This is a genomic window from Rhizorhabdus antheiae, assembly GCF_049889055.1.
Lineage (GTDB): Bacteria > Pseudomonadota > Alphaproteobacteria > Sphingomonadales > Sphingomonadaceae > Rhizorhabdus.
Genome location: NZ_JBLTWO010000009.1, coordinates 48,121 through 62,895, shown reverse-complemented (window position 1 = coordinate 62,895; position 14,775 = coordinate 48,121). Strand labels below are relative to the sequence as shown.

The 14,775-nt window shown below is 65.5% G+C and carries 10 protein-coding genes; 8 read left to right on the top strand and 2 right to left on the bottom strand.

What is annotated here, in order from left to right:
* Nucleotides 1-20: 20 nt before the first annotated feature.
* On the bottom strand, nt 21-2,480 hold the full coding sequence (locus ACNI3R_RS16310) for a TonB-dependent receptor (RefSeq protein ID WP_426185245.1): 2,460 nt from the start codon (nt 2,478-2,480) through the stop codon (nt 21-23).
* 279 nt (nt 2,481-2,759) lie between these two features.
* Here ACNI3R_RS16310 and ACNI3R_RS16305 point away from each other — a divergent pair, with 279 nt between their 5' ends.
* The 8 genes from ACNI3R_RS16305 to ACNI3R_RS16270 all read left to right on the top strand — a co-directional run bounded on the left by ACNI3R_RS16305 (nt 2,760) and on the right by ACNI3R_RS16270 (nt 13,917).
* A complete protein-coding gene (locus tag ACNI3R_RS16305; RefSeq protein ID WP_426185243.1) occupies nt 2,760-3,818 on the top strand; it encodes an LLM class flavin-dependent oxidoreductase in 1,059 nt (352 codons plus the stop codon).
* A 20-nt stretch (nt 3,819-3,838) separates the two neighbouring features.
* Entirely contained in the window at nt 3,839-4,747 is a 909-nt protein-coding gene (locus ACNI3R_RS16300) for a hydroxymethylglutaryl-CoA lyase (RefSeq protein WP_426185476.1), read from the top strand.
* Between the two features lie 6 nt (nt 4,748-4,753).
* Nucleotides 4,754-6,802, top strand: coding sequence for a hydantoinase/oxoprolinase family protein (locus tag ACNI3R_RS16295; protein ID WP_426185241.1), 2,049 nt, complete (start codon nt 4,754-4,756; stop codon nt 6,800-6,802).
* 14 nt (nt 6,803-6,816) lie between these two features.
* Nucleotides 6,817-8,703 (top strand): hydantoinase B/oxoprolinase family protein, encoded by a 1,887-nt coding sequence (locus ACNI3R_RS16290; RefSeq protein ID WP_426185239.1) that lies wholly within the window; start codon nt 6,817-6,819, stop codon nt 8,701-8,703.
* Between the two features lie 3 nt (nt 8,704-8,706).
* On the top strand, nt 8,707-9,897 hold the full coding sequence (locus tag ACNI3R_RS16285; RefSeq protein ID WP_426185237.1) for a CaiB/BaiF CoA transferase family protein: 1,191 nt from the start codon (nt 8,707-8,709) through the stop codon (nt 9,895-9,897).
* Nucleotides 9,897-10,541 (top strand): N-carbamoylsarcosine amidohydrolase, encoded by a 645-nt coding sequence (locus ACNI3R_RS16280; protein WP_426185235.1) that lies wholly within the window; start codon nt 9,897-9,899, stop codon nt 10,539-10,541. Before ACNI3R_RS16285 ends, ACNI3R_RS16280 begins: the two co-directional genes overlap by 1 nt.
* A 599-nt stretch (nt 10,542-11,140) precedes the next feature.
* Nucleotides 11,141-11,605, top strand: coding sequence for a (2Fe-2S)-binding protein (locus ACNI3R_RS16275; protein WP_426185233.1), 465 nt, complete (start codon nt 11,141-11,143; stop codon nt 11,603-11,605).
* A complete protein-coding gene (locus ACNI3R_RS16270) occupies nt 11,602-13,917 on the top strand; it encodes a xanthine dehydrogenase family protein molybdopterin-binding subunit (protein WP_426185231.1) in 2,316 nt (771 codons plus the stop codon). The genes ACNI3R_RS16275 and ACNI3R_RS16270 overlap by 4 nt, the downstream gene beginning before the upstream one ends.
* A gap of 12 nt (nt 13,918-13,929) precedes the next feature.
* On the opposite strand, the gene ACNI3R_RS16265 is transcribed toward ACNI3R_RS16270, so the two are convergent.
* Nucleotides 13,930-14,769: a MaoC family dehydratase gene (locus ACNI3R_RS16265; protein WP_426185229.1), complete on the bottom strand. Its 840-nt coding sequence runs from the start codon at nt 14,767-14,769 to the stop codon at nt 13,930-13,932.
* Between the last annotated feature and the right edge of the window lie 6 nt (nt 14,770-14,775).

The following is a 14,775-nucleotide window of genomic DNA, read 5'->3' as shown; positions in this document are numbered from 1 at the left end:
GCCCGGCCACCCTTGTCGCGTCAGAAGTTGAAGCCGGCTTCGACACCGATGGTGCGCAGCTGACCCGGAGTTGCGAACGAACCGCCGAACTCGGGGGCCGGGATCACTTCTTCCAGATAGCGCTTCTTGAACACGTTGTTCACGAAGGCCGTCAGGCGCCAGTTCTGCGACTTCACACCGGCACGCAGATTGAGGATGCCATAGGCGTCGCGCTGCGTTTCCGAATAATCGCCCGTGCCGATGCCGGGGAAGAACACGTCGAAGATGGTCCGACGCCGCTGGTTCTGGACCACGTGGAACCAGGTCGGGCCGGTCAGACGATAATCGGCCTTGAAAGTCAGATCGAGCGTGTCCGAAACGGGCTGCTCGAGTTGCAGGCCGACGTTGAGCGTATAATCGGCCGTATAGGGTGACTTGTTGCCGACCGTGTCAGGCCGCACCGTGTTGCGCAGGATCTTGCTGTCGAGGACGTTCCCGCCCGCCGTCAGCGTGACGCCGCGAACCGGGCGATAGACGACACCCAACTCGGCGCCCTGCAACCGGACCTTGTCGATGTTCGAAACCACGCGGAGCAGACCGAAGGTGCCCGTGTAGAATTCGAAGAACTGCATGTCGCGGACGATGTTGCGATAGACCGCGCCATCGATCTGCAGCTTGCCGCCGGCAAGACGCAGCTTGAAGCCGGCCTCGATCGCGTTCGACTTCTCCTTCTTATAGTCGTCGGTCACGCCGAGATTCGACCCGAGCAGCTGGTTGAAGAACTGGTCGATGATCGCACCCGAGCCCTGGCTGTTGAAGCCGCCAGCCTTGAAGCCAACGCCATAGTCGACATAGAGATTGACGTCGGGCGTGACTTCATAGCGCGCCGTGAACTTCGGCTGCGCGAGCTGGTAGGTGTTCTTCTTCGGCACGATCGAGCCGACCGAGAAGCCCGGGTTGATCGGGCCACCGGTGACCGGATCGAGCACGTTCGGCACCAGCGGAACCACCTTGCGCTCTTCACGGTCGTAGCGCAGCGCGCCCGAGACGGTCAGCTTGTCGGTCGGCTTGTACTGAAGCGAACCGAAGGCTGCATATGCATCGGTCAGCAGCTTGTCGTCGAACAGCTGCGAGGTCGGATTGATCGAGCCCGGCGGGTTGTAGAGTGTATCGAGCGAACCTTGGCCCGTATCCTCGTTCACTGCCACGCCGTAGTGACGGTTGATGTGCAGATAATAAGCGCCGACCGACCAGGACAGCGGACCGTCGGTGGTCGAGACGAGCCGGACTTCGGCGCTGACGTCCTTCTGGTCGCGCACGGTCACCTGAATACCGTCGCAGGTGGTCGGCCCGAACGGACCGAAAATCGAAGCGGCTGGCGTCGGCCCGAGCACGAGCGGTGCCGGCAAGGTGACGCCCGCTGCGAACAGCGCTGCCGTGCTGGCAATGCACGAGGGACGGTTGTTGAAGCGGCCGAGCGAGGCAGCCGAGGCGTCACCGACGAAGGTTTCGTCGATGTCCGAGTAGGACGCCCAGGCAGTCAGCTTCGCCGTATCGAACTCATAATCGGCCTTGATCGAGGCTTCGACCGTCCGCTGGTTGTTACGGTTCTTGATGTTGCGCTGATAGTTGAAGCGGGTGTGATCGTTGACGTCTTCATTGAACTTCGGGCTGCCAAGCGCCGAGGCGAAATCGGGCAGTGCGAAGATCGCTTCGAAGTTCAACGCGGCGGCGTTGACCTTGCCATAGCGCGCCTTCATGTCGATCGACAACCTGTCGGTGGGATCGTAGACGAGGCGGCCGCCAAGGTTCCAGCCCTTGTAATTGTCCACAATCTTGCCGCGCAGATCGGCCGTTGGGCCGTTGTTGCGGTAGAAGCCGTCGGTATGACGATATTGTCCGAACAGGACGAAGCCGAGCGTGTCGCTGAGCGGACCCGAAACCGATCCCTCAGCAAGCTGGCCATTCTGAGTTGCCAGAAAACCCCGCCCACTGGCCTCGAGCGTCTTGCCCGGCTTCTTGGTCGTGAGGACGAAGGCACCGGCGGTCGCACCACGACCATAATAAGCGCCCTGCGGACCCTTCAGCACTTCGAACTGCTGCAGGTCGCCCTGATATTGGTTCACTGCGGCGGTGTTGGTCTTGAGAATGCCGTCGACGACGAGCGCGACGTTGTTCTCCGCATCGCGGGCGCCATTGACGCCGCGAATGTTGATCTGTGCGTCGCCGACCTGAGCGGCGTTCGAAACGATCGTCACGCCGGGCGTGAACGCGATCGCCTGTTCCGTCGTGACGATACCGGAGGCGCGGATATTTTCGGCGGTCAGCACCGACACCGAAGCCGGCACGTCGACGAGACGCTCGCTCTGACGGCGGGCGGTAACGGTGATTTCCTGCTGTCCGTCGACAGCCCCCGAAGGCGTTTCCTGCGCCTGAACCCCCTGGCCTCCAAAGGCCAGCATCGCGACACTACCGAGCAAAACCGAGCGAATCTTCGTCATATACAGCTCCCCTTTTGAGCTTCCCCCTGCGCGGCATCTCTTTTCGTTAGGCAGATAGTGCCGCGAATCGGGACGTTCGTACACAAAAAAGTTGTGGCTGTATAAAATCGCATTGCAAGCCCTTTGTCTTGCGCCCTGTTTTTCCTCTCAGAACGGTGTTTTTTGGCCACAGGCAGAAAATTAGTGCACAAGGGAAAAAATTTGGTACACAAAATCCAGCTGGTCGGCCACGGTCGGCACTCCAAGCCCAGCCACTGACGCAGTCCCGAGGGAGGCTCCATGAAATACGGTGTGTTTCTGCCCAGCGCGCGCAACGGCTTTACCATCTCCGAGGCGGCGCCGCTCTACGATCCCAGCTTCGAACATAATCTCGAAGCGACGATCGAGGCCGAACGGCAGGGCTTCGATTTCGCCCTCGCGATGATGAAGTGGAAGGGCTTTGGCGGCACCACCGGCTATTGGGATGGCTGCCTGGAGACCTTCACGCTGTGCGCCGGCATGGCTGCCCGCACCTCGAAGATCCAGCTGATCCCCAGCACCACCCTTCTCACCACCCATCCCGCCGTGTGCGCGCGGATGATCGCCACGATCAACGACATTTCGGGCGGGCGATGCGGGCTGAACATCGTCACCGGCTGGAACCATATCGAATATGAATCGATGGGGATCTGGCCGGGCAGCGACTATTATGAGCGGCGCTACGACTATGCCGCCGAATATATCCATGTGGTCAAGCGCCTGTGGACCGAGGACGAAGTCACGCACGACGGCGAGTTCTTCAAGCTGAACCGCGCGACCGTGTCCCCGAAGCCCGCGAGCATGCCGACGATCGTCAGCGCCGGCCAGTCGCCCAAGGGGCTCGATTTCACCGTGAACAATGCCGACTACAGCTTCGTCATGACGGGGACGGAGAACCTCAAGAAGTTCACCTCCAGCATGAACGAGAAGGCCGCCGCCGCTGGCCGGCAGGTCGGGACGCTCCCGCTCTATGCGGTCGTGACCGGTCGGACCGACGCCGAGGCGCAGCGTCTCGCCGATGACGTGATCGCAAAGGCGGACCGCTCGGCGATCGGCAACATCCTCGGCAGCGCCGCGCTCGACACAAACGAGGGCGGTTCGAGCTCACACCTCCAGGCCGCGCTCGACCTGCCCGCGGAGCAGGGCAACATGGCGTTCATGAGCTTCCCGCTGCTGTGCGGCACGCCGGAGACGGTGGCGAGCAAGATCAACGACATCGTCGCGGAAACCGGCGTCCCCGGCGTGATGATGAGCTGGCTCGACTTCACCGCAGGCATTCGCGAGTTCGGCGAGAAGATCGCCCCCAAGGTCAAATATTGAACGGATAACAGGCTGTGACGATCGATCGCATAAGCTTCGTCGAGGTCGGACCTCGCGACGGGCTGCAGAATGAGAAACAGGTCATCGAGACCGCCGACAAGGTCGAACTGGTCCGCCGGTCGATCGAGGCGGGCGCGCGCCGCATCGAGGTGACCAGCTTCGTCAATCCGCGCCGCGTCCCGCAGATGGCCGATGCCGACGAGCTGTGCGCACTGCTGCCCGAGGCGGACGGCGTCAGCTATATCGGCCTGGTCATGAACATGCGCGGCGCCGAACGCGCCATCGCCACGGGCCGCCTCCACGAGCTTGGCGCCGTCTGCGTCTCGACCGACAGTTTCGCCATGGCGAACCAGGGCCAGACGAGCGACGAGTCGGTCGAGGCCGCAAAGGCCATCATCCGCGCGGCGCAGGATGCCGGCCTGAAGGGCCAGGTCACGATCGGCGCCTCCTTCGGCTGCCCCTTCGAAGGCGAGGTCGATCAGGACCGCGTGGTCGCCATGGCTCGCTCGCTGGCCGAGGCGAATCCGGTCGAGATCGGGCTGGCCGACACGATCGGCGTCGCCGATCCGGCGAGCGTTTCCCGGCTGGTGAACAAAGTCGCCGAAGCGGTCGCGCCGATTCCGGTGCGCGTCCATTTCCACAACACGCGCGGCACCGGCATCGCCAATGTCTGGGCAGCAGTCCAGTCGGGCGCAACGATCGTCGACGCGGCGCTCGGCGGCCTCGGCGGCTGCCCCTTCGCGCCGGGCGCGGCGGGCAACGTCGCCAGCGAGGACGTCGTCTATATGCTGCATCGCGCCGGCGTGGGCACGGGCATGGACCTGGGCCGCCTCATCGAGGCCAACGCCTGGTTCAGCGAGATCATTCAACGCAAACTTCCCGGGATGGTGGCGCAGGCGCCGCTCTTCCCCAAGACCGTACAGGAGTAGAAACGAATGGGTTATCGCCTGGGCGTGGACGTCGGAGGAACCTTCACCGACCTCCTCCTATTCGACGTCGAAAGCGGCGCCTTCTGGCGTCACAAGACGCCGTCGACGCCGCATGACAGTTCCGAGGGCATCCTCAACGGCGTCGTCGCCATCTGCGAGAAGGCCGGCATTACCCCGGCTGACGTCGAGTTCTTCCTGCACGGCACCACCGTCGCCACCAATGCGGTGCTCGAAGGCAAAGGGTCGCGCGTCGGGCTGGTGACCACCGAGGGCTATCGCCACATCATGCAGATCGCGCGCAGCTATGTGCCGGGCGGTCTTGCAGGCTGGATCGTATGGCCGAAGCCGCAGCCGCTGGCCGCGCTCGAGGACACCGTCACGATCAAGGGCCGCATGAACGCGGATGGCCAGGAAGTCCGCCCGATAGACGACGCCGACATTCGCGCCCAGCTCGAATTTCTGAAGGCGCAGGGCGTCGAGGCGATCACGGTCAGCCTGATCAACGCTTATCTCAATGGCGCGCATGAGAAGCGCGTCGGGGAACTGGCGGCCGAGGTGCTGCCGGGCGTCCCCGTGTCGCTGAGCCATGAAGTTCTGCCCGAGATGCAGGAATATGAGCGCACGCTGACGACCGTGGCCAACGCCTCGGTTCGCCCGGTCGTGGGCAAATATGTCTCCAACCTGCGCAACAAGCTCGCCTCGGCGGGCATGGCGGGCAAGCTCTCGCTGCTGCGTTCGGACGGCGGCCTGATGTCCGCGCAGAAGGCCGAGGAGCATCCGGTCAACATCCTGATGTCGGGTCCGGCGGGCGGCGTCACCGGCGCGATCTGGGTCGGCCGCAACGCCGGCATCAAGAATATCCTGACGCTCGACGTCGGCGGCACCTCGACCGACGTGGCGCTGATCGAGAATCTCGAAGCGCGCCGCGTCCGCACCACCGAAGTCGGCCACCTCTCGGTCCGCGCCTCGGCGCTCGACGTGAAGACGGTCGGCGCAGGCGGCGGATCGATCGCCTATGTGCCCGAACTGACCAAGGCGCTGCGCGTCGGCCCGCAGTCGGCGGGCGCGGTGCCCGGCCCGGTCGCTTATGGTAAAGGCGGCACGCTGCCGACCGTCACCGACGCCAATGTCGTGCTGGGCTATCTGCCGGAAGCGCTGCTGGGCGGTACCTTCAAGCTCGACCGCGAAGGCGCCAAGAAGGCCGTCCAGACGATCGCCGACGCGCTCGGCATCGGCCTGATGGAGGCCGCGCGCGGTATCATCGACATCGTCAACGAGAATATGTTCGGCGCGTTGCGCATGATCTCGGTCCAGCAGGGCTATGATCCGCGCGACTTCGCGCTGATGGGCTTCGGCGGCGCCGGTCCGCTCCACGTCAACGCGGTCGCGCGGCTGATGGGCAGCTGGCCCGCCGTCTCGCCGGTCAGCCCCGGCGTGCTCTGCGCGCTGGGCGATGCCACCACGCAGATGCGCACCGAAACCGCGCGCAGCTTCTCTCGCCTCGCCACCGCCACCAAGGCCGAGGAACTGATCGCCATCCTCGACGAAATGGCGGAACAGACCCGCGCGGAGCTCAAATCGGACGGCGTTCCCGACGCCGAGATCACCAGCCTGTTCGAAGTCGACGTCCGCTATGCGGGCCAGGCCTTCGAAGTGCCGCTGACGATCAGCTCCGACCTGCTGCGCCAGGACGGCATCGCCGGCATCCTCAAGCGTTTTGACGAAGAGCATCACCGCCTCTTCACCTTCAACATGGACACGCCCCATGAGATCGTGAACCTGCGCGCCGTCGCGCTGGGCCGCGCGCTCGACCTGCCGGCGGCCGAACTGCCCAAGGGCGACGGCAATCCGATCGCTGCCAAGATGCGCGACCACAGCCTGTGGATGGACGGCAAGGAGCAGCCCGCGGTCATCTACGACCGGTCGAAGCTGCGCCAGGGCGACGTCATCCCCGGCCCGGCCATCGTCATCGAAATGGACTCGACCACGCTGATCGAGAGCGGCTGCGTCGCCACCGTCGACCATGTCGGCAACATCCTGATCAACCTGGCCTGAGGGAGGGGACAGTCATGCCCGCAACGATCGTCCAGACCAACCAGACCCCGTTCAACCGGGTCGAGATCGACCCCGTCACGCTCGAGGTTATCGAGAACGCACTGCGCAACGCCCGGATCGAGATGGACGCCACCCTGGTGCGCACCGCCATGTCGCCCGGCATTCGCGAGCAGGGCGACGCCTTCCCGCTGATCGCCGACCACACCGGCAAGATGATCGTCGGCCAGTTCGGCTCGTTCATCGGCGGCTTCCTCAAGAGCTTCGACGGCACCCTCGAGGAAGGCGACATGATCTTCCTCTCGGACCCCTATAGCTGCGAGGGCGCGATCAGCCACTCGAACGACTGGCTGGTTCTGCTGCCCGTCTTCAAGGACGGCCGCCTGCTCGCCTATACCGCGATGTTCGGCCACCAGTCGGATATCGGCGGCAAGGTCGTGGGCTCGATGCCGATCAACGCCCATTCGATCTTCGAGGAAGGCGTCCGCATCCCGCCGGTCAAGATCTGGCGCAAGGGCGAGTATAATTCGGACCTGATGAAGCTCGTCATGCACCAGACCCGCAAACCCGACTGGTGCCAGGCCGACCTCAACGCGCTGATCGCCTCGTGCCGGGTAGCCGCCCGCCGCGTCGCCGAGATTGCCGAGCGCTTCGGCGACGACGTCTACGTCTCTGCCACGCAGGAGCTTCTCGCGCGCAACCATCGCGCAATGAAGCAGCTGCTCGGCCAGGCCGTGTCCGAAGAGCCGGTGAGCTTCGAGGATTATATCTGCGACGACGGCATGGGCTATGGCCCGTACAAGATCAAATGCACGATGCGGCGCGAGGGCGAGAAGGTCGTCCTCGACTTCGACGGCACCGATCCCCAGAGCAGCGCGTCGATCAATTTCTATCTCAACGAGAACATGTTCAAGATGTTCTTCGGCATCTACATGATCATGGTCTTCGACCCGCAGATCCTGTTCAATGACGGCTTCTACGACCTGATCGAGGTCCGCATTCCCGAAGGCTCGCTGCTCAAGCCGAAGTTCCCGGCGGCGCTGTCGGGGCGCACCCATGCGCTCGGCCGCATCTTCGACATTCTCGGCGGTCTGCTCGGCCAGAAGACGCCCGAATTCCTCAACGCGGCCGGCTTTTCCTCGTCACCGCACCTGTTCTACTCGGGCAACGACACCCGGCCCGGCAAGGGCAACCAGTGGTTCCAGCTGTTCCAGATCGGCTTCGGCGGCATCCCCGGCCGGCCGATGGGCGATGGTCCCGACGGCCACTCGCTGTGGCCGGGCTTCACCAATGTGCCGAACGAGTTTCTCGAGCGCTATTTCCCGATGATGATCGAGGGATATGAGACCGAGCCCGACAGCGGCGGCGCCGGTCTGCATCGCGGCGGCAACGGCATCCGCATGAGCTACCGCTTCCTCGCCGAGGGCACGATCAGCATCCATGACGATCGCTGGTTCGTGCCGCCCTGGGGCGTCAACGGCGGCGAGCCGGGAGCGCGTGCGCGCAAGATCCTCGAAAAGGCCGACGGCACCGAGATCATCGTCGGCAACAAGGTCGAGGACGTCGAGGTCGAGGCAGGCGACATCCTGCACTTCATCACCTGGGGCGGTGGCGGCTGGGGCGACCCGCTCGAACGCGACCCCGCGCTGGTGGCCAAGGAGATCACCCAGGGCCTCGTCACCGTGGAGGGCGCCCGCGCTTATGGCGTCGTCATCGCAGGGGACGGTTCGATCGACATGGCCGGCACCACCGCGCTGCGCGACCGGATGCGGTCGGAGCGTGGCCCGACGACGGTGTTCAATTTCGGTCCGGGCATCGACGCCCTGCGCGCCGGCTGCGAGGCGGAAACGGGCCTGCCCGCGCCGATCCAGCCGACCTGGCCCCATCTCGAAGCTGCGGAGTAGATCGTGGACAATACAGGTGCTTTGAAGGACATCCGCGTGGTGGAGCTGGGCCAGCTCCTCGCCGGGCCCTTCTGCGGACAGCTGCTCGGCGACATGGGAGCCGACATCATCAAGGTCGAGCCGCCGGGCGCGGGCGATCCGATGCGGCAGTGGGGCCAGGGCGACCGCAAGGTCAACTGGGAAGTCATCGCCCGTAACAAGCGGTCGGTGACCGCCAATCTGCGCGTGCCCGAGGGCCAGAAGCTGGTCCGCGAGCTGATCCGCCACGCCGATGTGGTGGTCGAGAATTTCAAGCCCGGCACGCTGGAGAAATGGGGTCTCGGCCCCGACGTGCTGCTCGCCGAACAGCCCGGCCTGATCATCGCCCGCATGTCGGGCTATGGCCAGACCGGCCCCTATGCCGACCGCGCCGGCTTCGGCGGGATCGGCGAGGCGATGGGCGGCTGGCGCTATGTCGTCGGTGAGCCCGATCGGCCGCCGAGCCGCATGGGCATCTCGATCGGCGACACGCTGACCGCGACCTATGGCTGCATGGGCGTACTCGCCGCGCTCCATTCGCGCGAGCGCACCGGCCAGGGCCAGGTGATCGACGCCGCACTCTACGAGTCGGTGCTGCAGGTCATGGAAAGCCTCGTTCCCGAATATGATCTGATGGGGATCATCCGCGAACGCTCGGGCTCGATCCTGCCGGGCATCGCGCCGTCCAACGTCTATCGCTGCAGCGACGGCGAGTTCATGATCGGCGCGAACAAGGACGAGATCTTCAAGCGCCTCGCTATCGCCATGGGCCGCGCCGAACTGGGCGAGGACGAGCGTTATGCGACGCATATCGCGCGCGGCATCAACCAGACCGAGCTCGACAATCTGATCGACGACTGGACGCAGACGCTGACCGTCGACGAACTGGAGGACATCACGACGCGCTATTCGATCCCGGCAGGCCGGGTCTATCGCGCGCCGGAGATGCTCGCAGACCCGCATTTCCAGGCGCGTGAGGCGATCATCGAGGTCGAGACCGAGAAGTTCGGCAAGCTCAAGATGCAGAACGCCTTCCCCAAACTGTCGAAGACCCCGAGCGGCGTCCGCCGCGCGGCGCCGTCGGCACCGGGCCAGCACAATGCCGAAATCTACGGCGAGTTGCTGGGCCTCGACGAGGCGAAGCTGGCAGAGCTCAAGGAAGCAGGAATCCTCTGATGATGGGACGCCCGGAAAAGGATCTTTCGGAAAATTATTCGGGAGCCTTTGACGGGCATCTCCGCCCGGGCCGCAAGGCGGCCCTGATCATCATCGATTTCGTCGTCGCCTATCTGGAGGAGGGCTCGCCGCTCTATGCGGGCGTCGAGCCCGCCCTGCACAGCTGCGAACGGCTGGCCGCCGCCGCGCGCGCGGCCGGTGTTCCGGTCATCTTCACCAATGTCGAATATCAGCCGGGCGGTGCCGATGGCGGGGTCTTCTACCGAAAGGTGCCCGCGCTCAAGGTGTTCGAGCGCGGCAACCCGCTCGCGCGCTTCCCCGACAGTCTCAAGCCCGAGGGTGACGACCTGCTGATCACCAAGCGCTATGCGTCATCTTTCTTCGGCACCCATCTGGCGGCGACGCTGTCCGCCAACGGGATCGACACGCTGCTGATCACCGGGGTCTCCACCTCGGGCTGCGTCCGCGCAACCGCGCTCGACGCCTGCCAGCACGGCTTCATCCCGATCGTGATCCGCGACGCCTGCGGCGACCGCCACTCCGGGCCGCATGACGCCAATCTGTTCGACCTCCAGGCCAAATATGCCGAGGTGGTCGGCGAGAGCGAAGCGCTGAGCATCATCGCGGACATGCGCGACCGCTGAGGAGAGCGGCGATCATAGTCGTCGAATCTGGTAACAGGCGACCCCTCCCCCAACACTTCGTCATTCCCGCGAAGGCGGAAATCTATAACCTCCGACGCCCGAACCTCTTGCGCCTCAGAGGATATGGATCCCCGCCTGCGCGGGGATGACGGGACATCAGATTCAGCACTTCAATATCGCCGTCCATGGGCACGGCTTGCCCGCACCGGTCCTTCCGCCTCTATCTGGGGCATGGCCCTTTCCGCCGCCTTCCTCCGCTTTCGCGCTTATGGGAGCAGCCTGATGACGCGCCCGCGCGCCTCGGAGCCCGCTCCGCATCCCAGGCCCGCCCTGCGAACATTACCGGCAATTCATGATCCGGGCACATCCCCGACAGGTGCCGGGGCCCAGAAGGAGCGGGCACACCGGTTCGCTCCTTCCCGGTTGCACCGAAGCGCGGCGTCCGGCCCTCCCCCCCTCGGCCGGACGCCGCGCACCCCTTTCATGACGTGATCCCTTTTCGGTAACCCCCGCCTGGTGGGGGTGAACTTCGCTTCCGATCCCGCTATGAAAAGTGCCTAAAGGACCAAGGGCCAGACCGGACGACGGGAGAGAGCAAGATGGCGATCACAGTGAAGGTCAACGGCAAGGAGCGCAGCTATGCGGGCGATCCGGAGATGCCGCTGCTCTGGTATCTGCGCGACGAAATCGGCCTTCCCGGCACCAAGTTCGGCTGCGGCAAGGCGCTTTGCGGCGCCTGCACCGTGCATCTAGACGGCAATGCCGTCCGCTCCTGCCAGACCCCGATGTCGGCCGCCGAAGGCTTTGCGGTGACGACTATCGAAGGTCTTTCGGACAGCGGCGATCATCCGGTGCAAAAGGCCTGGCGTGAGATCGGCGTGGCCCAGTGCGGCTATTGCCAGCCCGGTCAGATCATGCAGGCGGCCGCCCTGCTTAAGATGACGCCGAAGCCCAGCGATGCCGACATCGACAGCGCCATGTCGGGCAATATCTGCCGCTGCGGCACCTATGATCGCATCCGCGCCGCCATCAAACGGGCGGCGTCGCAGGAGGCCGGCCGATGAACGCGCCCCTCCACCCCGAAAGCCCCGTCGAACTCTTCGTCCCCTCTCCCGAACTGAGCCGCCGGATGCTGCTCGGCGGCAGTGCGGGCCTGGTTCTCGCTCTGTCGCTTCCCGGCGCGGCCTCGGCGGCGGACGAGCCAAAGTATGGCGCGGATTCGCAGCCCGGCGGCGCGCCGGACGATCCCCGCCTTTTCGTGCAGCTGGCACCCGATGGCGGCGTCACCATCATCTGCCATCGCGCGGAGATGGGCCAGGGCATCCGCAGCAGCATGGCGATGATCATCCTCGACGAGATGGGCGCCGACTGGAACCGCCTGTCGATCCGCCAGGCCGAGGGCGACGAGGCGCGCTACGGCAACCAGAACACCGACGGATCGCGCAGCATCCGCCACTGGCTGGCGCCTTTGCGCCGCTGTGGTGCGGCGATGCGGATGATGCTCGTTCAGGCGGCCTCAGCGCGTCTCGGCGTGCCGGTCGCCGAACTCGAGGCTCGCGACCACAAGGTGGTCCATGCCCGCAGCGGCCGATCTGTTCCCTTCGGCGATCTGGCCGGCGACGCCGCGATACTGTCGGTCCCCCCGCGCGACATCCTGCGCCTGAAGGATGCGTCCGCACTGACCATGGTCGGCAAGGACCGCGTCTTCGCGCATGACGGGCAGGCGATGACCACCGGCACCGCCACTTATGGCATCGACGCGACCATGCCCGGCATGTTGTTCGCTGCGGTCGCCCGGCCGCCGGTGATGGGATCGAAGGTCGCGTCTTTCGATGCGACGGCGGCGCGCGCGGTTGCGGGCGTGGTCGACGTGATCGAACTGCCCGCACCCGCAGGCCCGCCGATGTTCCAGCCACTGGGCGGCATCGCCGTCATCGCGAAGAACAGCTGGGCGGCGATGAAGGGACGCGACGCGCTGACAATCGACTGGGCCGCGTCGCCGCACGACAGCTATGATTCGCGCGCCTATCGCGATCTGTCGCTTGCCAATGCGCGCAAGCCGGGCCAGCCGGTGCGCAGCGAAGGCGATGTCGATGCCGCGCTGGGCAAGGCGAAGAAGCGCGTCGTCGCCGAATATTATCTGCCCCATATCGCCCATGCGACGATGGAGCCGCCGGCGGCTGTCGTCCGCTGCGACGGCGAGAGCTGCGAGGCGCTCGCCTGCGTCCAGGACCCGAGCGGCACGCGCGACACGCTCGCCGCGATGCTGAAGCTCGACAAGGCGAAGGTGGTCGTCCGCCAGACCTTCCTCGGCGGTGGCTTCGGCCGCAAGTCGAAGCCCGATTTCGTGGTCGAGGCGGCGATGCTCAGCCGGGCGATGAAGGGCACGCCGATCAAGATCGTGTGGAGCCGCGAGGACGACATCCGCCACGATTATTACCACACGGTCGCGGTCCAGCGGCTCGAGGCGGCGATGGACGGCGAGCTGCCGACCGCCTGGCTGCACCGCGTCGTATCGCCCTCGATCATTTCGATCTTCGCCGACGGTATCGACCGCGAGCAGGGGCTGGAAACCGGCCTGGGGCTGCTGAGCATGCCCTTCGCCATTCCCAATGTCCGCATCGAGACCGGCGAGGCGCTGGCGCACACCCGGATCGGCTGGTTCCGGTCGGTGGCGAACATCCCCCACGCCTTCGCCATTCAATGCTTCGCCGCCGAACTCGCTGAAGCTGCCGGGCAGGATCCAAAGGACTATCTGCTGCGGCTGCTCGGCCCGGATCGCCAGATCGATCCGCGCTCGATCAAGGACGCCAATTATGGCGAGGATCCCGCGCTCTATCCGATCGACACCGGGCGCCTGCGCCGCGTCGTCGAAGTGGCGGCCAAGGGCGTCGGCTGGAACGGCAAGCAGCCCAAGGGCTGGGGCTATGGCATCGCCTGTCACCGCAGCTTCGTGAGCTACACCGCCTGCGCTTTCGCCGTTTCCGTGACCGACGGGCAGCTGACCATCCACAAGGCCGACATCGCGATCGACTGCGGCGCACAGGTCAATCCGGACCGCATCCGTGCGCAGATGGAAGGATCGGTGATGATGGGGCTGAGCCTCGCGCTCACAGGAGAGATCAGCTTCGCCAAGGGTGCGGTCCAGCAGGGGAGCTTCGACGACTATCCGGTGCTGCGCATCGACGCCGCGCCGCGCAAGCTCGACGTCCATCTGGTCGGCGGCGGACTCGACACCCCACCGAGCGGCGTGGGCGAACCTGGCGTTCCCCCGGTCGCGCCTGCGCTGTGCAACGCGATCCATGCCGCGACGGGCCGCCGCATCCGCGTGCTCCCGATCGGCGACCAGCTCACGGGTCCCGTTCAGAAGCTCTGACGGGCGATCTGTTCAGCGCCAGCGGACCAGCCCCTTGTCGAGCACGGCTACGTCGCGGGCGCGAACCCGGAAGCGCGCCTCGCGATCACCGCTGCGCCAGACCTCGGTGACCAGCGTGTCACCGGGGAAGACCGGCGCCGAGAAACGGACGTCCAGCCGGGCAAGGCGCTCGCCTGCTCCATCGAGCAGCATCGTCGAGAGGGCGCGCGCAGCTATGCCATAGCTGCAAAGCCCGTGCAGGATCGGCCGGTCGAAGCCCGCACGTCTGGCGGCATCGGGATCGATGTGCAGCGGGTTGAGATCGCCCGACAAGCGATAGATCGCCGCGAGATCGGGCCGCGTCGGAAGCGCGAGACTGTCGTCGGGCGACGTTGCCGGCAATTCGGCGGGCAGGTCGAGCGATCCGAAGGAGATGCCCCCGCCGCCGTCTCCCCGCGCGAAGAGGGTGAAGCGCAGCGTCGCGAGGGGCTGGCCGTCCTGCGCATCGGACAGATGTCGCGCCAGCTGAATCAGCGCGCCCCGGCCCGCGCCCCGATCGACGATCGCCTCGACCTCGGAGCGCGCCGCAACGCGCCCCGTCGGCGGCAGAGGCCGGTGCCATTCGACGCTTTGCGCCGCATGCAGCACCTGGCTCCAGTCGAGCTCGCCATGGCGTTCGCCGCGCAGGAAATTCTCGGCGCCGAGCGTGACCGCCAAGGTCGGAAAGGCCCGAAGCCGGGCTTCATAGACGAAATCGAGATCGCGGCCGTCGGGGGTGATGCCGATGCCGAGCGCATAGAGGATGGTGCGCTGCGCGTCATAGACATCGGTTGTCGGCTCCGCCCCCCACGCTCTTATCCTGTCGATATCCACCGCGCC

Bases quoted from the DNA above. Each gene is read 5' to 3' on its own strand.
- ACNI3R_RS16310 (WP_426185245.1), bottom strand. From the start codon at position 2,480: ATGACGAAGATTCGCTCGGTTTTGCTCGGTAGTGTCGCGATGCTGGCC.
- ACNI3R_RS16305 (WP_426185243.1), top strand. From the start codon at position 2,760: ATGAAATACGGTGTGTTTCTGCCCAGCGCGCGCAACGGCTTTACCATC.
- ACNI3R_RS16295 (WP_426185241.1), top strand. From the start codon at position 4,754: ATGGGTTATCGCCTGGGCGTGGACGTCGGAGGAACCTTCACCGACCTC.
- ACNI3R_RS16290 (WP_426185239.1), top strand. From the start codon at position 6,817: ATGCCCGCAACGATCGTCCAGACCAACCAGACCCCGTTCAACCGGGTC.
- ACNI3R_RS16280 (WP_426185235.1), top strand. From the start codon at position 9,897: ATGATGGGACGCCCGGAAAAGGATCTTTCGGAAAATTATTCGGGAGCC.
- ACNI3R_RS16275 (WP_426185233.1), top strand. From the start codon at position 11,141: ATGGCGATCACAGTGAAGGTCAACGGCAAGGAGCGCAGCTATGCGGGC.
- ACNI3R_RS16270 (WP_426185231.1), top strand. From the start codon at position 11,602: ATGAACGCGCCCCTCCACCCCGAAAGCCCCGTCGAACTCTTCGTCCCC.